This is a genomic window from Enhygromyxa salina (genome assembly GCF_002994635.1).
GTDB lineage: Bacteria > Myxococcota_A > Polyangia > Nannocystales > Nannocystaceae > Plesiocystis > Plesiocystis salina_B.
The window spans coordinates 100,400-117,631 of record NZ_PVNL01000013.1; the positions used below are offsets into that span (position 1 = coordinate 100,400).

General features: G+C 68.3%; 14 protein-coding genes and 1 pseudogene. 8 read left to right on the top strand and 7 right to left on the bottom strand.

The window, feature by feature from the left end:
• Positions 1-104 precede the first annotated feature (104 nt).
• The 3 genes from ENSA7_RS02580 to ENSA7_RS02590 are packed head-to-tail and all read left to right on the top strand — an operon-like array spanning position 105 to position 2,176.
• Positions 105-1,037, top strand: a complete 933-nt coding sequence (locus ENSA7_RS02580) for a hypothetical protein (protein WP_106087597.1) — start codon at positions 105-107, stop codon at positions 1,035-1,037.
• A 31-nt stretch (positions 1,038-1,068) separates the two neighbouring features.
• A complete protein-coding gene (locus ENSA7_RS02585) occupies positions 1,069-1,308 on the top strand; it encodes a BolA/IbaG family iron-sulfur metabolism protein (RefSeq protein ID WP_106087598.1) in 240 nt (79 codons plus the stop codon).
• Between the two features lie 7 nt (positions 1,309-1,315).
• Positions 1,316-2,176, top strand: a complete 861-nt coding sequence (locus ENSA7_RS02590; RefSeq protein ID WP_106087599.1) for a GNAT family N-acetyltransferase — start codon at positions 1,316-1,318, stop codon at positions 2,174-2,176.
• Between the two features lie 9 nt (positions 2,177-2,185).
• On the opposite strand, the gene ENSA7_RS02595 is transcribed toward ENSA7_RS02590, so the two are convergent.
• The 4 genes from ENSA7_RS02595 to ENSA7_RS02610 all read right to left on the bottom strand — a co-directional run bounded on the left by ENSA7_RS02595 (position 2,186) and on the right by ENSA7_RS02610 (position 6,982).
• Entirely contained in the window at positions 2,186-3,808 is a 1,623-nt protein-coding gene (locus tag ENSA7_RS02595; protein ID WP_106087600.1) for a GMC family oxidoreductase, read from the bottom strand.
• A 2-nt stretch (positions 3,809-3,810) separates the two neighbouring features.
• Complete coding sequence (locus ENSA7_RS02600; RefSeq protein ID WP_106087601.1) at positions 3,811-4,347, bottom strand: sugar dehydrogenase complex small subunit; 537 nt, start codon at positions 4,345-4,347, stop codon at positions 3,811-3,813.
• A 103-nt stretch (positions 4,348-4,450) separates the two neighbouring features.
• Positions 4,451-6,103: a GMC family oxidoreductase gene (locus tag ENSA7_RS02605; RefSeq protein ID WP_106087602.1), complete on the bottom strand. Its 1,653-nt coding sequence runs from the start codon at positions 6,101-6,103 to the stop codon at positions 4,451-4,453.
• A gap of 18 nt (positions 6,104-6,121) precedes the next feature.
• Positions 6,122-6,982 carry a hypothetical protein gene (locus tag ENSA7_RS02610; protein ID WP_146157250.1) on the bottom strand — a complete coding sequence of 287 codons (861 nt, stop codon included), beginning with the start codon at positions 6,980-6,982 and terminating at the stop codon, positions 6,122-6,124.
• 517 nt (positions 6,983-7,499) lie between these two features.
• Between ENSA7_RS02610 and ENSA7_RS02620 the strand changes: the two genes are divergently transcribed.
• On the top strand, positions 7,500-8,183 hold the full coding sequence (locus tag ENSA7_RS02620) for a hypothetical protein (protein WP_146157251.1): 684 nt from the start codon (positions 7,500-7,502) through the stop codon (positions 8,181-8,183).
• An 878-nt stretch (positions 8,184-9,061) separates the two neighbouring features.
• On the opposite strand, the gene ENSA7_RS02625 is transcribed toward ENSA7_RS02620, so the two are convergent.
• The gene (locus ENSA7_RS02625) at positions 9,062-10,411 is read right to left on the bottom strand and encodes a serpin family protein (RefSeq protein ID WP_106087606.1); all 1,350 of its coding nucleotides are present in this window, start codon (positions 10,409-10,411) and stop codon (positions 9,062-9,064) included.
• Positions 10,412-10,567: 156 nt separating this feature from the next.
• Between ENSA7_RS02625 and ENSA7_RS46050 the strand changes: the two are divergent.
• Positions 10,568-10,681, top strand: a pseudogene (locus ENSA7_RS46050) (glutaredoxin); the annotation flags it as partial.
• A gap of 8 nt (positions 10,682-10,689) precedes the next feature.
• Here ENSA7_RS46050 and ENSA7_RS02635 read toward each other — a convergent pair.
• Complete coding sequence (locus ENSA7_RS02635; protein ID WP_106087607.1) at positions 10,690-11,124, bottom strand: MarR family winged helix-turn-helix transcriptional regulator; 435 nt, start codon at positions 11,122-11,124, stop codon at positions 10,690-10,692.
• An 84-nt stretch (positions 11,125-11,208) separates the two neighbouring features.
• On the opposite strand from ENSA7_RS02635, the gene ENSA7_RS02640 reads away from it, so the two are divergent.
• The 3 genes from ENSA7_RS02640 (at position 11,209) to ENSA7_RS02650 (ending at position 15,081) form a co-directional block, all read left to right on the top strand.
• A complete protein-coding gene (locus tag ENSA7_RS02640; protein ID WP_106087608.1) occupies positions 11,209-11,883 on the top strand; it encodes a glutathione S-transferase family protein in 675 nt (224 codons plus the stop codon).
• A 1-nt stretch (position 11,884) separates the two neighbouring features.
• Positions 11,885-12,415 (top strand): dihydrofolate reductase family protein, encoded by a 531-nt coding sequence (locus ENSA7_RS02645; protein ID WP_106087609.1) that lies wholly within the window; start codon positions 11,885-11,887, stop codon positions 12,413-12,415.
• 248 nt (positions 12,416-12,663) lie between these two features.
• Positions 12,664-15,081 carry a VIT and vWA domain-containing protein gene (locus tag ENSA7_RS02650; RefSeq protein ID WP_146157252.1) on the top strand — a complete coding sequence of 806 codons (2,418 nt, stop codon included), beginning with the start codon at positions 12,664-12,666 and terminating at the stop codon, positions 15,079-15,081.
• Between the two features lie 70 nt (positions 15,082-15,151).
• Here the strand turns inward: ENSA7_RS02650 and ENSA7_RS02655 are convergent, their stop codons facing one another.
• A complete protein-coding gene (locus ENSA7_RS02655; RefSeq protein WP_106087611.1) occupies positions 15,152-17,158 on the bottom strand; it encodes a DsbA family protein in 2,007 nt (668 codons plus the stop codon).
• Between the last annotated feature and the right edge of the window lie 74 nt (positions 17,159-17,232).

The following is a 17,232-nucleotide window of genomic DNA, read 5'->3' on the forward strand; positions in this document are numbered from 1 at the left end:
GGGCTGCGGTTGCGATTTGGCTCACAACCCGTCGCCGTTTCAGCGTGTCGCTGCCCGCAGACGCAAGCCGGTGGCGCGTGCTCCAACGCAGTACTATCGGCGCAATGCCTCCGCGCTCGTCGTTCGTCCTGGCCGCGCTCGTCGGCGCCAGCTTGACGCTCACGCCGTTGCCGAGCTTCGCGGGAGCTGGCCCCGGCCCGACCGAGCGACCCGCCGAGGGTCCCTCCAAACCAGCCCCCACGCCCCCGCCCAACGAGGATCTCCAGCGCGACCCGAGCGACGACCCCGGTCCGCCGCCGGGCGTCGACCTGCCGCCGCCGACCCTCGATCCGAAGCACCTGCCCGTGCCCGAGCCCGACGACGACGAGCCCGGCATCGAGTTCGCCGTGCCGCCCCCGGAGCTCGACGACGCCGAGCCGACCGACGTGGAGCCGGGCTACATCGCCGAATTTCCCGACCCGGGCAGCGCCCCCAACGACGGCAACAGCATCCTCGCGCTCAGCGGGACCACGATCGCCTTGACCGGGCTCGGTTTCAGCGCGGGGATGATCGTGGGCCTTCAGCGTGGCGTCGCGCTCGAGTGGCTGCTGCCCGCCACGATCGTGCCCACCGTCGGCCTGCTCGCGTTCTCGGGTGGCGGCCTGTACCTGGGCATCAAGCGGGCCCGCGCCTATCGCCGCTGGGAGATCGGCCACCGGGTGATCGGCACGCCCCAAGGTGGCGGCTTGAGGATCGGTGGCTCGTTTGGGGTGCTCGGCGCGCTCGGGTTCATTCCCTCGGGCGCGTTCGCGCTGCGCAACCAACAGATCGAGCTCGGCGCGACGATGCTCGCTATCGGGTGCCTCTCCGCCGTCGCAACCCCGATCATGTTCACCGTCGCCGCCAGCTACCAGCGCGACTACCAGCGGACCGGCGGCTGGCGACGCCGACCCGTCCCGCCGCTGCCGCCGGGGGCCGAGGGCGCGCGGCTGCAGCTGGTCCCCGTGGTCGCGCCGCTGCCTGGGGGCGTCAGCGTGGGGGCGGCCGGTCGGTTTTGAGGCCGCCCTGGCCCGTGCCATCATCGCGGCCATGAGCGAGGACATTGCCCAGCAGCTCCACGCTGCGATCGCCAGCAAGCTGCCCGACGCGGTCATCGAGGTCACGATCGGCTCGCCCGGACACTACGCGCTGGCCGTGACCTCGGCCGAGTTCGCGGACAAGAAGCCGGTCGCCAAGCAGCGCCTGGTGTACTCGGCGATCGCCCACCTGATGGCCGGCGACGCCGCGCCCGTCCACGCGATCGACAAGCTGATCACCCGCGAGCCCTGACGGCGCCGTGGCCTACCCCGCCAGCCCAGAGCTGCGTGCCAGCACGCTCGCGTTGCTCGGCGGAACCTGGACCAGGCTGCCCAGCGCGGTCGCGCAGGCCCGGGTCTGGGGCGCCGATTGGTGCGAGCGCTCGACCCCCTTCGTGCACACCATCGAGGGCGAGGTGGTCGCCCACGTCGGCGTGCTCGAGATCCCGGTCGTGCTCGCGGGGCGCTCGTGCACGGTCGCGGGTGTCCACGCGGTCTGCACCCACGCCGAGCTGCGCGGGCGCGGGCACATGCGAGGGTGCATGGAGGCCGCGCTCAGCTGGATCGACGCGCGCTACGACACCGCGATCTTGTGGGCCAACGATCCCGAGATCTACACGCGGTTTGGGTTCGTCAGCCAGGCGGAGTCGATCTTCGTGGGTCCCGTGCCCGGCGGCCCCGACGATGGCCTGCGGCTGCTCGCGCGCGACGACCCGCGTGACATGGACTTTCTCGCGACGCAGCTGGCCCGCCGCTGCCCCGTCTCGCGGCGCGTGGCCGGGCATGACGGCGGCTGGCTGGCGCTGATCGACCTCGCGCTGTGGAGCCCTGGACCGAGCTTGGCGTGGATCCCCGCGCTCGAGTGCGTGGTCGTGTACTCGATCCGCGAGCGGTTCTTGGATCTCTACGATGTGATCGCGCCGCAGATGCCTTCGCTCGCGCAGATCGCCGCGCACATGGGCTCGCAGGTGGACACGGCGATTGCGTACTTTTGTCCCGACGCGCTGGGTGATCATGGGTTGGTCGCCGAACCCACTGTGCTCATCGATCAGCTCATGGTCCGCGGCGAGTGGCCGAGCGACCCGCAGGCGCTCGCGTTCTCGCCCCTCGCTCGCTGCTGAGACTCGCGCTCACCAGTTGGGCAGATCTTCGATGATCGTCGCCGACGCCCGCAGCGCCAGCGCGACGATCGTCAGTGTCGGGTTGGCGGTGCCACCGGTCGGAAAGGTCCCGCTGCCGAGCATGAACAGATTGGGGTGTTGATGGGCACGCAGATCGGCGTCGACCACCGAGCTCGTTGGATCCGCGCCCATCCGGTAGGTGCCCATCGCGTGCCCGGCCCCGGCGTACGCCTCACCATGTTGGACCTCTGCCCCACCGAGCGCGCTGAAGATCTGGTCGTGGACGGCCCGCGCGTCGTCCATGCCCGAGCGAGTGTAGCTGTCGACCTGGTAGCTGATCCGCGGACGCGGGAGCCCAAACGCGTCGAGCCTGTCGAAGTCGGGGACGACACGATTGTTGGGATCAGGCAGCTGCTCGGCCATGCTCGACAGGCGCAACTCCCTCGAGCAGCGCGCGGCGAGGGCCGTGGCGAGGGCCGGACCGCGCAGACCTCGTGCGAGCAGCTCGGGCACACGCTGGGCCGGGCTGCCCACCGGCCAGGTCCAGCCGTCATTGCCAAACTCGACACGAAAGCCGGCCCGGGTGTCGCGGCTGGCCAAGGTCCGGGTCCCGTCGATCCCGGCGGTCGAGAGGGGGCCGCGGTACTGGCCGAGCGGCCGGTCGACGACGGCCCAGCTCAGCTGGATCGGGTGGTCCATGAGGTTGCGGCCGACCTGGTCGCTGTGGTTGGCGACGCCCTCGGGCAGCGCGTCGGTTCGTGACATGAGCAGGAGCTTGGGTGTCTCGATCGCGTGGGCAGCGAGCACGTAGAGCCGGCCGGTGGCGACCAATTCGGCGCCGTCGGGGCGCCGGGCGTGGATCGCCGCGACCTCGCCCTGGGTGTCGACCTCGATCCGGTAGGCGACCGCGTTCTCGATGATCTCGACGCCAGCGGCCTCGGCCTTGGCGACGTGCACCGAGGCGTCATAGCGGGCGACGATCGGACACAGCGGGATGCACGAGCTGGCGCCGCAGCAAGCTGGCCGGCCGTCGTAGTCGGTGGTGTTGCGAGCCTGGGCATTGATCGTGACCTCGTGCTCGAGGGCGCCGATCGCCGCTTTGATCTCCAGGTCCGAATAGGACAGCGGGATCGGCTTCATCGGATAGGGGGCGCCGCGCCACGACCCCAAATCGCCCTCCCCGGCAACGCCGAGCTCGCGCTCGGCCTCGATGTACCAGGGCTCGAGCTCGTCGTAGCCAATTGGCCAGTCTCTGCCCACGCCGAATTGGCTAAATAGCGTGAAGTCGCAGGGCAGCAGGCGGATCGTCATGCCCAGCCAGTGCCAGGTCGTGCCCCCGACCACGCGCAGGTAGGCGCTCTTGAACAGATCGGCCCCGTCTTGCACGTAGTAGACGTCCGCGCCGACGTCGGTGGTCGTGGGGTACGACGCGTGCTCGGCCATGGGGAACGGCGACTCGGGGATCTTGACCAGCGCGCTCCGGTAGGTCTGCAATGCCTGCGCCCGATCGACTCGTGGGCCCGCATCGAGGACGATGACGCTGACGCCGGCCTGCGCGAGTCTATGGGCGGTGGTCATACCGGCGATGCCAGCTCCGACGATGATCACGTCTGCGCTTCGTTGTTCAGCCATGGTCAGATCCCTGGGGCCAGGGCCCAATATCCGAGGGCGCCGCCGCACACGCTCGGCGGACGGGTGTAGCTCAGGGCCCGCCAGCTCAGGGCCTCGAGGTGGGTGGCGACCAGCGGCTCGCCGGAGTCCGCTGCGATGTAGACCCCCGAGTACCAGATCATGGTGATGCTATCGGCGATCGTCGCTTCGACCTCGCGCTCGAACACTCCAGCAGCCTCGAGCTGCGCGAAGCTCGAGGGGGGATCGGTGTAGAACCCGGCGGCCTCATAGAGTCGCGCGAGCGCAGCGCTGTGATCGGGGTCGGCCTCGATGCTGCTGAGGTAGAGCTCAGCGAGGGCCTCGTCGAGATCGTCAAAGCCGGTGAGCAGCACAGACAGCAGATAGAACCGCTCGGAGGCGCTGTAGCCACGATCCTCGTCCTGCTCACGGCAGGCCGAGATCGGCATCAGCGAGAGAATCGCCAAATTCGACACACCAGCGACGAAGCGTCGCCGTGCGAGCGACGATTCTGGGGCCTCGAAGTGTGGAGCGGCGGCCATACAGCTACGGTCGTGACCTGAGCATGGTCTGACTCGAGCGTCCGTCCACGCCACGACTGGAGCGATCGCTGCGGCAGTTCCTGCGCGAGAAGCCCAACAGCGCTCACCCGTCGCCCAACAGCAAGTCCGCCGCGCGGTAGCCGATCAGCATGCTCGGTCCGTTGAGCGCCGAGACCGGCACGACCGGCATGACCGAGGCATCCGCGATCCGCAGCCCCTCGACCCCACGCACCCGCAGCCGCTCATCGACGACGCCACGATCGCTGGTGCGCATCGCGGCCGTCCCCGCGAAGTGATAGGTCGTCATCGCGTTGGCGCGCACGAAGCCCTCGAGCAGCTTGGTCGAGCGCGCCCACCTGCCCGGAAACAGCTCGGTCGCGCCCCAGTCGCGCAACGCCTGGGCCCCCGTGACCCGCCGGGCCAGCTCGACACCCTTGACCAATGTCGTGAGATCCTCGGGATCACTAAAATAGGCCGGATCGATCAACGCTGGATCGCTGGCCCGCGGCCCCCCAAGCTTGACGGTGCCGCGGCTCTTGGGCTTGCCAAGGATCACGATCATGCCATACAGCTGGGCCACCACACGCTGCAGTCGCTTGCTCCGAAACGCCAGCGACACGCCATTGCGCACGCCCTGGGCCAGCGGCGGCCGCTCGCGCAGCGCGGGCGGCAACACCAGCGTCGGCAACATTCGCATCATCATCTCGCGCAGGCTCGAGCGCGCCGGGTAGAACACATAGCAAGTGTCGGGCTGGTTCGGGCGAAGGTCGCTGGCTGAGTTGGCCCGGTGAAACCCGTAGAGCTGCGGATACTTGGCGTCGACGTCACGACGGCCGCGATAGAACAGCGCGACGTTCGGGTGATCTTGAAAGTTCTCACCGAGCGCGGGCTGATGAAACCGAACGTCGATCCCGTGGCGGCGCAGCTGCGCGCCTGGGCCGATCCCCGACAGCATCAAGAGCTTGGGGGTCTCGACGGCGCCTGCACACATCACGACCTCCTTGCCAACCGCGACGCACTGGCGGCTGCCGCCAACGCTGTACTCCACCGCCGACGCACGGCCTTCGCTGTCGATCACGATCCGCTCGACCACCGCGTTCGTGTGAACCTGCAAGTTGGGCCGGTCCAGCGCTGGCTGCAAGAACGCCACATAGGAGCTGCGCCGCTGCTCGCCCCGGTAGTTCATCCACTCGTAGCCCAGCACGCCGTCGAGGTCGCCATTGTTGAGATCCGTCGCGCGCGTGAACCCGGCCTCGACCGCGGCCTCGATGCACGCCTGCGTGAACTCGGTGGGGTCGCGGCGGTGTGGATCGAGCACCCGCTCGAGCCCTTCGTAGGCCGACTCGAGCGCGGACCAGCGCCAGCTCGGCAGCTGCCAGTCGTCGAAGTCCGAGACCGAGCTGCGCAGGTAGACCATGGCGTTGATCGCCCCGCTGCCACCCAGCCCGCGGCCGCTGCCCACGAACATCGACTTGTTCATGCACTGAGGCTGCGGCGTCGTGTATTTGGGCCACATCACCCGGTCGTTGATGAACGCCTGCTTGTAGCCGTCGACGGTCAGGGTCTCGGGGTTCTGCTCGCCGCGGTCACCACACTCGAGCAGCAGCACCCGCGCGTCGCTCTCCGTGGCCAGGCGGGCCGCGACCACGCAGCCGGACGATCCACCACCCACAATGACGTAGTCGTAGCTGCGCATCCGAGCGATGGTCGTGAGCCCATCTCGCGGGGTCAAGCCACCCGACGCCGCGGTGTGCATGGCATCACGCCCTGTCGATCAGAACCGGCCCGAGATCGACAAGCCGCCGCCGCCTTTCATCGCCATCGTCCCGGGCAGCACATAGCCCGTCCGCTCCCAGGTCTTGAACTTCGAGCGCCTGAACATGCCGCCCGCGAGCAGTCCCACACCCACGAGCGAGAGGCTGCCCAGCAGCGCCGTTGGGGCCCACTGGCGGATCGCGTCGCCCGGCCGCTCGATCGCGACCTGCGCGGTGTAGACAGCGGGCGCTGCGAAGCCGACGGCAAGCACGGCGCCACCGACCATCATGCCTGTGCCCGTGTCGGGCGGGTTCAGCTGGTTGCGGCTGGCCCAGCTACGGTACTTCTTGCTCGCTCGGCTGCCGTGGACCAGCATCGCTACGCTGAACAGGCCGAGTGGGATCGCCGACGCACCGATCACCACCGCGCGCTTGCGATCGACCTCGAACCAGCCGGGGCCGGCCATCGCGGTGACGGCCATCGCAAAGCTCCCCACCATGCTCACGCTGCCGATCGCGATCATGCCCGTGCCTGCGTTGGGGCGCTTGGTGTCGACCAGGCGGGGACCGAAGTCGAGCGGCGGGTCGAGCGGCGGATCGATGGTCGGCGCGGGCGGTGTCTCGGGCTCCGCCTCGAGCTCAGTGGACTCGTCATCCGCGTCATCCGTGTGCTCGCTGTCCGCGATCTTCAGCGCATGGGGCCCCTCCACCTGTGGGTCACCCTCGGGCGGCGCCACGATGAAGTGGCCGTCGCTCGGGCTCAGCTCCGCGCTGGGGTTGGGCGACCCCGCCCAGGCGCGGCCGAGCGGTGCAGTGGCCAGCCCAAGCGCGACCGCGAGCGCCACGAGGCGCGCGCTGTAGTCATGCTTCAATCCAATCATGCCGTGGTGGTCGCCCGCGGCCGAAATCGGTTCAAACCACGACCTGGCGCCCGCGTGTGCGGGCGCAGATCCAGAGATCGTCAGCCAAATGAATATCTGGACTCGGCTTGGATCAGGCTGCGGCGACCGTGACGCGATTGCCCAGGTCCTCGCCACCGTTCGGCTCGGACCGAGGCCACCACCACGGCCGAGGCCGCCGCTCCTGGCCAGCTCGAGCTGAAGTTCGCAGCCTGAGCGCCGCGATCCCAACAGGTTGCGTTGGCTTCGCCATGTCTCGAACCGTGAGCTCGACCAGGTGAGACGCGAAGTTGCTCATGGAGGCCGACATCGAGTCCGATCCGAACGAGTCCTGGACCGCCTTTGCGTGAATGATGTAGAGGGCCAAGTGCCCTCGGCCGGTCGACGGATGGGGGGTCCGTCGGCCCGGCGATTTTTCCGTAGACGACCCTCGTATACTCGCAAGATGAGCCGAAGCAACTCGTTCATCGCCGGCCCGCTGTGTTTCGCGGCTACCCTCGTGATCACCAGCGGCTGCGTCAGCGCAAAGAAGTACGAGGCGCTCGAGGCCGACCTCGGCAAGGCCCAGGGCGAGCTGAGCGCGGCCCGTGGCGAGATCATCACGCTGCTCGGTGCCCATGGTTGCGCGCCACGGCTGCCTTTGTCGGCCTTCCTTCCGGAGTGGCCGGACCCCGCCATCCGCGACGCCTTCTACACCGCTTTCCAGCGCGCGGAGGTGGCCATCGACGCGCTGCGCCCCGGCGACCGCATCCGCCCCACGCTCGTCCGCGGGTCCGGCGTCGCGCTCTGGCACGTGAGCGGGGTCATCGAGATCCCCGTCCAGAGCGACGACATTGGGGTGGTCTATCACGAGGCGTTCCACGGGGCCTTCCACGGCAGCGCGCTGCATCGTGGCGACAATGAGCGATGGGGAGAGGGGTTGTGCGACACGTTCCGCTACTTCATGGAGGAGCGCTACCACTCCACGACGCCCTCGCCCTGGTTGGTTCAGGCACGGAAGGCTCTCGCCGAGCCGGACGTCTTGCGCAGCGACAGCGAGACCGTCATCCGTCGCTACGTGTTGCCGATGGTGCTCATCGTCAAGCACGTCGACACGGACTACGCGACCTTTGCGGCCAGCTGGCGCCGATGGCAGGACGAGCCACCCGATCTGTCCAAGCTGTTCGGCTACACGCCGCCCTGACGGTCAGATCAGTGGCAATGACTGCTGTGGCAGTGGTTCGAGCAGCAGACCAGGCCAGCGCTGCAAAACGTCCATTGTGAAGGTCACACGCGTCGCCGAGCTGCGCCGTGTTCGGGGGCGGAAAGCAGGTCAGGACCAACATGCCGTCGGCGTTGCCGATGTCACAGGTCTCCCCGGCAGCGCATGGCTCAGCGGTCCGGGGGTCACACTCGCGACCTCCGGTCCAACACGTCTCGGGGAAGCCCTAGCCTGCCCGCTGCTCTCTTGGCTGGACGTGCAGGCCGTGAGCAGTAGAGCCAAGAGACCTGCTGGACCGCTCGGCGCGAGGATGTTTTTTTGTCGGGTCACGGGGGCCATGAAGAGCTCCTGCTGTTCGCAGTGAAAGCCTCTCAGAAATGCAATTAAATTGCACGTTGAGTTGTTCGGGCTCAGCCGATCGCGGTCGGTCGACGGTTCACCGCCAACCAGGACATCCGGCAGCAACCCAAGCCGCGCGATGGCTTGGTCGAGCCAGACGCCGGGTCGGACCCGCGAGAACCCGGTCGCGAGCACCACTCGATCAGCCCGGAGGATCGGCCCCGCTTGCGGCCACCGCTCGACGCCGCCGTGTGTCGAGAACGGGCGCAGCCGAGTTGCCCAATGAGTCGACCGTCCAGCTCGCCCCAAGCGCGACCGCGAGCGCCACGAGCCGCACGCTGTAGTCATGATTCAATCCAATCATGCCGTGGTGGTCGCCCGCGGCCGAATTCGTTCAGACCACGATCAGGCGCCCGCGTGTGCGGGCGCAGATCCAGAGATCGTCAGCCAAGTGAATTTCTGGGCTCGGCTTGGACCAGGCTGCGGGCGCAGCCTGGCCCTCACGCGGCCGCCACCGTCGCTCAGGGCTCGAGCACGCGGCCGAAGAACAGCACGCTCTGGGTTGGCGCGTCGCGGATCATCAAGATGAAGGGCTTGTCCGCGCGAAACACCGCGCTCGGCTCCTCGTAGTCCCCACCGTCCTCACCGATGACGATCGCCGTCGCCGCCGCAGCTTCGGTGCCCTTCTCGTCGACCTTGATCACGGTCTTGTGGAGCACGTCCGTGATCACCCCGAGCTGCGGGACAATGTCGTCAAACGAGCTCGAATCGACGAAGGGCGCGAGCATGCCGAGGTCGTCGCGCAGCACCGCGGTCAGCGGGACGTCGCTCTCGAGCTCGAAGCGCGGCACGTAGGTGTCCACGACGGTGTACTCGAGGCTCGACAGCATGTTTGCGACTGTCGAGGGGTCCAGCGCAGCCTCGAAGCTGGTGAAGTCGTCGGGGACCACGAACACGACCTCCAGCGCCGAGCCGCGCAGCGGGGCCGCGAACGCGCTGAAGTCTTCGCCCTCGGCGTAGAGCCCGGACATCACCGGGTTGTGCATCAGGTCGACCTCGACGGTGCTGCCGTCGAGCTTTGTGAAGGGCGCCTTGCTGGTCGCACCCTCGGTAAACTGTTGGTCCCAGGGCGCCTTGAGATACAGGGCATTGACCAGCACCATGGTCGTATCTGGCGTGATGACGTCGTCGGGGATCAGCTCGGGGATCAGCTCGTTGGTCCGATGCGATACCCACAGGTTGATGCCGTCGCGCTCGCCCTCGGCGTTGCCCTGGAAGTCGGCGATGCGGATGCCCGTGCCGTAGTGGCGCGCGAGCAGATCGAGGTAGTCCGGCACGAGCCCGTCGCGCTGGGTCTTGTCCAACCACACCCCGTTGGCGGTCTTCAGGACGACCGGCTCGGCCATGAAGTCAGGGTCGGTCACGCCTTCGATGTTGCGCGCCGCGAGCTGCTTGTCGAGCCAGTTGTGCGCCACGTGTTGGCGCTCGTCGCCGAGCGAGAAATGCAGCGTCGACTCCATCTGCTCGCGGGCCTGGCCGACCGTGCCGCCGTAGAGCATGCCGAACGCGGCCGAGATGCTGTAGGACGAGACCGAGAAGCTCTTCCCGCTCAGATCCCCCTCGCGCAGGACGTGATAGAGGTCGAGCGCGAGCGCGAGCTGATCATCGGCGATCGACGCGGTCTCGTCCGCAGTGAGCTGGGGGTCGACCTCACGCTCGACCTCGGACTCCGCCATCGGCCACTGGGGCTCGGCGTCACCGTTGCTCGTGTCGTCCTCGACCTCATCGCCCGTACAGGCGGTCAGGCCGGGCGCGAGCAGAAGCAGCGACAGCACGGGGGCCGCCAACCGGAGGGGAGTGTCGAGCGTCATGCCGCAGATGTGCCACGACGCGGGCGTATCGATCACGTGAGCCCAGAGCTCGCTCGCCTCGGGCGCCGCCGCCTCGGCGAGCCGTGCGTAGCTCGACGAATCGAGGGCCGGCGAGTCGGGGCTCGAGGAGGTTCTTCGGAGCCTGGATTGCGTCGAAGGCGCCAGCTGAAATGCGCCTGCGTCGGCGGCTCGTCGAACGTGCCGCTGAATTTCGTGTCGCTGACCGAGAACCTGATGATGATCGGCATGGCGGTGCGGATGCTGGCGGCCCACCGATCTCAGGCGACGGCGCGCAGACCCGCCCGCAACGCGTCGCCGTCGCCGATTTCGGCCTCCACGCGCGCGTGCTCAGCCACCCAGATCGGTGTCGCCCGGGCCAGCACCGCCCGGCCCGCGTCAGTCAGGGCCGCGCGGCGTCCGCGGCGGTCTCGCGGGTCGATCGACACCACGACCAGGCCGGACCGCTCTAGCGGCTTGAGGTTCGCCGTCACCGTCGAGCGGTCCATGGCCAGCAGGCTGGCAACCGCGCCGATGGTCGGCGGTTCGGGGCGGTTCAGGCCGTTGATCAGCGAGAACTGGCCGCTGGTGATACCGATCGGCCGGAAGGCGTCGTCGAAGCGCCGCGCCAACGTCCGCGCCGCCCGCTGCGCGTGCAGGCAGAGACAATGGTCGCGGATGTGGATTGTGGTCGCATAGGCAGCCGGGCTTGACATGACCGAGAGTATGTTGATATCAACGTAAATATCAACCTGCGGGGCGCGAGAGCGGCCTGTCAAAACACGAAGCGACGCAGACGGATGATCAAGGTCACTGCTTTCAAATGGGTGCCACCCTTCGCGCAAGGCTCGGTCCGCGACATCCGCGTGCGCTGGGCGCTCGAGGAGGCCGGGCTCGGCTATGACGACGATCTGATCGGCTTCGAGGATCAGGCAACGCCCGCCTATCGAGCTCGTCAGCCGTTCGGGCAGGTGCCGGCGTTCAGCGACGGCAGGGTCCAGATGTTCGAGAGCGGCGCGATCGTCCTTTATATCGCCCAGAACTCGGACGCGCTGATGCCCGCTGACGAGGGCGGCCGCGCCATGGTGCTGACGTGGCTGTTCGCCGCCTCCAACACTGTGGAGCCTTTCGTCGCCCAGCTGGCGGGTATCGACCTGTTCCACGCTGAGAAGGCGTGGGCGAAGGAACGCCGCCCGGACGTCGAAGAGATGGTGCGCAAACGCCTCGGCGAACTCCAGGCCGCGCTCGGCGATCGCAACTGGTTCGCCAACGACCGCTTCAGCGCCGCCGACATCCTGATGACCCATGTGCTGAGGGATCTGCGCCACACCGACATCCTCGCCGACTTCCCTGCACTCTCGGCCTACGTCGCCCGCAACGAGGCGCGGCCGGCTTTCAAGCGGGCCCTGACCGACCAACTGGCGCCGTTCAGGGCGGCGGAGGCGGCCGACCCCGCCTTGGCCGGGGGCGTCTGAGATGGCGCGCCTCGTGTTCGGGATGAACCAGTCGCTGGACGGCTATGTCGATCACGACGCATTCGGGCCGGACGCCGTGCTGTTCCGCCACTTCATTGACCAGGTGCGCGAACAGGCTGGCAGCCTCTACGGTCGCCGCCTTTACGAGGTCATGCGCTATTGGGACGAAGACCATCCGGATTGGTCCGCGGAAAACCGCGAGTTCGCCGAGGCCTGGCGCGGTCACCATAAGTGGGTCGTCTCTCGCACGCTGAAATCAGTTGGTCCCAACGCCACCCTGATCAGCGAGAACGTCGAGGACGCGGTGCGGGGGCTCAAGGCGGAGATCGACGGAGAGATGGAGGTCGGCGGCCCGGAGCTGGCCCGCAGCCTGGGCGATTGGGGGCTGATCGACGAGTACCGCATATACCTGCATCCCGCCGTCACCGGGGGCGGCAAGCCCTATTTCGCCGGGCCCCGCCCGCCGCTGCGCCTCGTGGCCCACGAGCGGATCGGCGGAGAGGCCATCCGGCTGACCTACGTCCCGGCCTAGATTCCGAGAGCCCCGCGCGCCTGCAACACGAGCGTGAAACGTGAAAGCCCCGGGCCCACGCCGCATTGCTGAGCGTGGTCCGCTTTCCCAGGCCTGTCCTGTTCTCGCTCTTGGCCTTGTTTCTCGTATTCGGCTGCCGAACCAGCGGCGGCGAGCTGACAACGCCAGAGCCCGACATCGCAACGACAACACCGGAAGCGGCGCCCGACTTCGGACCACAGCGACGGGCGAGCGAGCCCTCCGATGGCATGTTCGCCTACACCGATCCCGGCCAGCTGCCGCGCTTGGTGGTCGCCGATCGCCGCGAACACGAGTCGACGCTGCCGCTCGAGCACACCTCGGTCAACGCCCACGTGATCGGCTTCGTCGCCCAGGTCCGGGTCCACCAGCGATTCCACAACGACCGCACGCACCCGATCGAGGTCACCTACACGTTCCCGCTGCCCGAGAACGCCGCGGTCGACGACATGCGCATGGTCATTGGTGAGCGCACGATCGAGAGCGAGGTCCAGACCCGCGAGCGCGCCCGCCAGACCTACGAGGAGGCCCGCCGCACCGGCCACACGGCGGCGCTGCTCGAGCAGGAGCGGCCCAACATCTTCACGCAGTCGGTCACCAACGTCGCGCCAGGCGAGACCATCGAGGTCGAGATCTCGTACCTGCAGACGCTCACTCAGGATGGGGGCAGCTACGAATTCGTGTTCCCGATGGTGGTCGGACCGCGATTCATCCCGCCTGGTGATGTCGTGTCCGACGCCGCCCGGATCACGCCACCGATCCTTGGCGAGGGCGACCGGACCGGCCACGACGTCTCGCTGGCGATCCGGGTCGAGACCGGGGCTCCGATCTCGAGCTTCGTCGCGCCGACCCACTCGATCGTCGCGTCCTCGACCGCCTCGGGCTTCGACGCTCGGCTCCGCGACGCGCAGACGATCCCCAACCGCGACTTCGTGCTCCGCTGGGACGCCGCCGCGCCCACCAGCACCGCGACGATGTTCATCAGCGAGCCTGACTCGCGCGGCACCGGCCACTTCGCGCTGGTGGTCCAACCGCCCGCGCTCGACCTCGATCAGGTCGTTGGTCGGCGCGAGCTCCTGTTCGTGGTCGATCGTTCGGGTTCGATGAGCGGGCTCCCGCTCGCGCTCGCCAAGCAGACCCTGCGCGAGTCTCTGAGCCGGCTGCGACCGGTCGACACCTTCGACGTGATCGGGTTCGAGAACGGGACCGAGCGGCTGTTCGGCAGCCCGCGCCCCGCCAACGAGCACAACCTCGTGCTCGCCGAGCGCTTCATCGACTCGTTGGAGGCAGGCGGTGGGACCATGATGGCCGGCGCGGTCGAGGCCGCGCTCGCGCCCAAGCTCAGCCCCGGCGTCGACCGCTACGTGATGTTCTTGACCGACGGCTTTATCGGCAACGAGCAGCAGATCTTCGCGGCCGCCGCGGAGCTGGTCGGGCGCGCCCGCAAGGCCGGCGGGCGGGCGCGGGTGTTCGGGGTTGGGATCGGCTCTTCGCCCAATCGCGAGCTGATCGCCGGATTGTCCAAAGCCGGCGATGGGGCCGCCTCATACGTGGGCAACCGCGAACATCCGGCCGCCGCGGTCGACGGCTACTTTCGCCTCGTCGATCATCCGATCCTCGACGACCTCGTCGCCGACTGGGGCGGCTTGGCCGTCGAAGCGGTGTTCCCGGCCAGGCACGTGAACCTGTTCGCGAGCCGCAGCGTGGTCATGCTCGGCCGCTACCGGGGCGAGCGACGCACGGCCACGCGGCTGACCGCGATGCGGCCCGGCGCCTCCGAGCGGATCGAGATCCCCGTCACCCTCGCCGACAGCGACCACGCCGATCGCGTGCTGGCCACGCTGTGGGCCCGGGCCAAGCTCGCAGAGCTGGACGCGGCGACGTGGGATGGCGATCTCGATCACGAGCAAGCCCGCGACGCGATCACCCGCGTCGGCCTCGACTACCGTCTGGTCACCGCCTACACGAGCTTCGTCGCCGTCGATCGCAGCCGGGTCGTCGGCGATGGCCGGCCCGAGCGGGTGATCCAGCCGGTCGAGGTCCCCGAGGACGTAAACGCGGACATGGCGGGCGCCCGGAGCCTCCCGATTGGTAGCTCGTACTCTCGAGACTTCACCACGGTCGTCGATCTGGCCCCGTCAGCGTCTCGAGACGCCGCCGGCATCTCGCTCTCGGGCACGAGCGCGGCTGTGTCGCGCTACACCGTCGACGGGGCCAACGTCAGCAATCCCGCCCACGGGACCGTCGGCGCCTCGATCGTTCAAGAGTTCGTGCAGACGTCCACGGATTCTTCCCTGCCCAACCCGATCGACGGTCGCGCCCTCTGGGACCGCGACGCGACCCTGCGCGTCAAAAAGCTGAGCGTCGGTCAGGGCGTCGACGAGCGAGCCTTCAAGCGAATCCTCGCGGCCAACGCCTTCAAGCTCGAGGCCTGCTACGAGCAGCGCGGCGGAGCGCCGGGTACGACGCGGGTGCTCGTTCGCCTCGACTTCGACGCGAGTGGCCAGCTGACGGGGTTCGTGACGCTCGACGGCACCCTGGCTGCGGATCTCCAAGCATGCATGACCGCCGTCCTGGTCGCGGCCACCTGGGACGGCCTGCCGGGGGCGGAGGTCTCCGTCACGCTCGAGCTGCGGGTCCGCATGTGAGCGGCGCGCGTCTGCCCACAAACGCTGGCGTCTGGGCATCGCCGGGAGGGGTGGACAGATCGGCAGTCGCTCATCGCCGCGAGGGTTGTGCGGCTTCGAACCCGCCGTTGAGCTCCTCGTTGACGACTTGCCGGAACCCTTCGACGGGCAGCGCTCCGGAGACGAGCCGGCCGTTGATCAGGAACCCCGGTGCCCCGCGCACGCCCAGCGCTCGACATGCATCGTAGTCGGCGACGACCTGCTTCGCGGTCTTGTCGGCGGCGAAGTCCTTCTCGAAGCGCGAAACGTCGAGACCAAGCTCGCCCGCCGCGACCGAGAACTCCGCCAGCTGACGGCGCTGATCATTGGCGAACAAGAAGTCGTGCATCTCCCAGAACTTGCCCTGGTTGCCGGCCGCGACGACGGCCCGGGCCGCCGGCTCGGCGGTTGGGTGGATCGACAGGGGATAGTTGCGAAAGTAGATCGCAACGCGATCGCCAAACTCGAGCTCGATCTGGCCCAGCGACTGGTTCCCAACCTCGCACGCGTCGCAGTCGAAGTCCGCGCACTCGAGGATGTGAACGTTGGCGGTCTTGCGGTCCCCCCGGACTGGCAGGCCTTCGAGCGCGACCTCGCGGCGGAAGTGATCAGCTGGCGGTGGACTCACGTCGGCGACGCTGTAGGGGTACGCGCTGAGCTGCTCGTAGTACGGATCTTCGGCGTTGGCGTGCTCGCTGCGGAAGCTCTGCGCCAGGGCCCGCTCTTGATCGATCGCGCTGATGAGGGCGTCGACGCTGGCGTCGATGCCCACGAAGCGTCCGTTGATGAAGTAGCCCGGCATCCGCTCGAGCGCGAGCGCGCTCGCGGCTGCGTGGTCTCGCGCGAGCTTGGCGGTGATCGGACCTTCGATCATGCGCGCGCGCAGCTCGTCCGCGTCGATGCCGATCGCCTGGGCTGCCGCGAGGGCGCTCGCCTCCGGCTCACCGGCGTCGGCCTTGGCGAGCGCCTCGAACCACGGCCAGAACTGATCAGCAGCGAGCGCGACCAGCCCCGCGCGGGCCAGCACCTGACGCTCGGCTTGCTTGGGGACGACGTGGCGAAACACGACGCGAACGTCCGGCGCACGCTCGCGCACGGCGGCGAGCGTGGCCGCGAGATCTTTGGACGTGATGCTAGATAGATCCATGAACGCGACGACGGTCACCAGCGCGTCTTCGGGTCCGCTCGCGGCCGAGTCGTCGACGAGGACCGCGTAGTACTGGCCGGCTTCCACGTTGCGGGTCTGCGGCGCTTCGTCCGGCGCAGCTGGGGGCGCGACCGTGGCAGGATCCACCCAGCTGGCCCTGGCGTAGCGCATGTAGTGATCGTAGAGGTCGGCCTGCGTGGCTCCGGCAGCGAGCACGCGATCAGCGAGGGCGAGCTCCTCGTCGACCAGCGTGGTGAATTCCTCGAGGGACAGCACCGTCGGGATTGGCCGGCCGTTGATGAACGCGTACGGCGGCGAGGTGACGCCGACCCGCCCGCCCTCGTCACGCTCGCGCTCGAGCTGGCCCAACAATTCCGGGCTGCTGCGCTGCGCACGAAATTTGGCCATGTCCGGCATGCCGACGGCCTCGGCGTGGGCGTCGAGATCCGTCTCCGACAGCAGCGAGCGATACTTGAACAGGCGCGCGCGATACGCCTCGCCCTTGCCCTGGGCCTCGGCGGCCAGCGCTGCGGCGCCTGCTGGCATCGCGCGCGAGTGACCCGGCAGCGGGAATTGCTTGAACACCACGCGAACGTCGTCGGGGTGCTGAGCGGCGATGTGATCCACCGTGTCCGAGAGCTTCTTGCAATACGCACACTCAAAATCGGCGTATTCGACAATCGTCACTTTGGCGCCCTTGGGGGCACCATGGGTGATGGCGGTATCGTCATATTCGGCTGGCAGGCGCTCACCGGTGATCACCGCGAGAGGATCGGCCGCGGTTGCAGCCTTGCCCGCGTCGACGGCTTCAGCGTCGTCTTGGCTCGGCTGGGGCGGCTCGACACAAGCGGCCAGGAGCGAGCACACGGCGAACCCGAGCACGACCTGTTTCGTGAGTACATGCAGCTTCATGATGCGATCTCAGGGGTATGAAAAAACCAGGCCGGGGACAACCCCGGCCTGTTCGCGGCGGGTCCGAAGCTGAA

Bases quoted from the DNA above. Each gene is read 5' to 3' on its own strand.
- ENSA7_RS02580 (WP_106087597.1), top strand. From the start codon at position 105: ATGCCTCCGCGCTCGTCGTTCGTCCTGGCCGCGCTCGTCGGCGCCAGC.
- ENSA7_RS02585 (WP_106087598.1), top strand. From the start codon at position 1,069: ATGAGCGAGGACATTGCCCAGCAGCTCCACGCTGCGATCGCCAGCAAG.
- ENSA7_RS02595 (WP_106087600.1), bottom strand. From the start codon at position 3,808: ATGGCTGAACAACGAAGCGCAGACGTGATCATCGTCGGAGCTGGCATC.
- ENSA7_RS02600 (WP_106087601.1), bottom strand. From the start codon at position 4,347: ATGGCCGCCGCTCCACACTTCGAGGCCCCAGAATCGTCGCTCGCACGG.
- ENSA7_RS02605 (WP_106087602.1), bottom strand. From the start codon at position 6,103: ATGCACACCGCGGCGTCGGGTGGCTTGACCCCGCGAGATGGGCTCACG.
- ENSA7_RS02610 (WP_146157250.1), bottom strand. From the start codon at position 6,982: ATGATTGGATTGAAGCATGACTACAGCGCGCGCCTCGTGGCGCTCGCG.
- ENSA7_RS02625 (WP_106087606.1), bottom strand. From the start codon at position 10,411: ATGACGCTCGACACTCCCCTCCGGTTGGCGGCCCCCGTGCTGTCGCTG.
- ENSA7_RS02635 (WP_106087607.1), bottom strand. From the start codon at position 11,124: ATGTCAAGCCCGGCTGCCTATGCGACCACAATCCACATCCGCGACCAT.
- ENSA7_RS02640 (WP_106087608.1), top strand. From the start codon at position 11,209: ATGATCAAGGTCACTGCTTTCAAATGGGTGCCACCCTTCGCGCAAGGC.
- ENSA7_RS02645 (WP_106087609.1), top strand. From the start codon at position 11,885: ATGGCGCGCCTCGTGTTCGGGATGAACCAGTCGCTGGACGGCTATGTC.
- ENSA7_RS02650 (WP_146157252.1), top strand. From the start codon at position 12,664: ATGTTCGCCTACACCGATCCCGGCCAGCTGCCGCGCTTGGTGGTCGCC.
- ENSA7_RS02655 (WP_106087611.1), bottom strand. From the start codon at position 17,158: ATGAAGCTGCATGTACTCACGAAACAGGTCGTGCTCGGGTTCGCCGTG.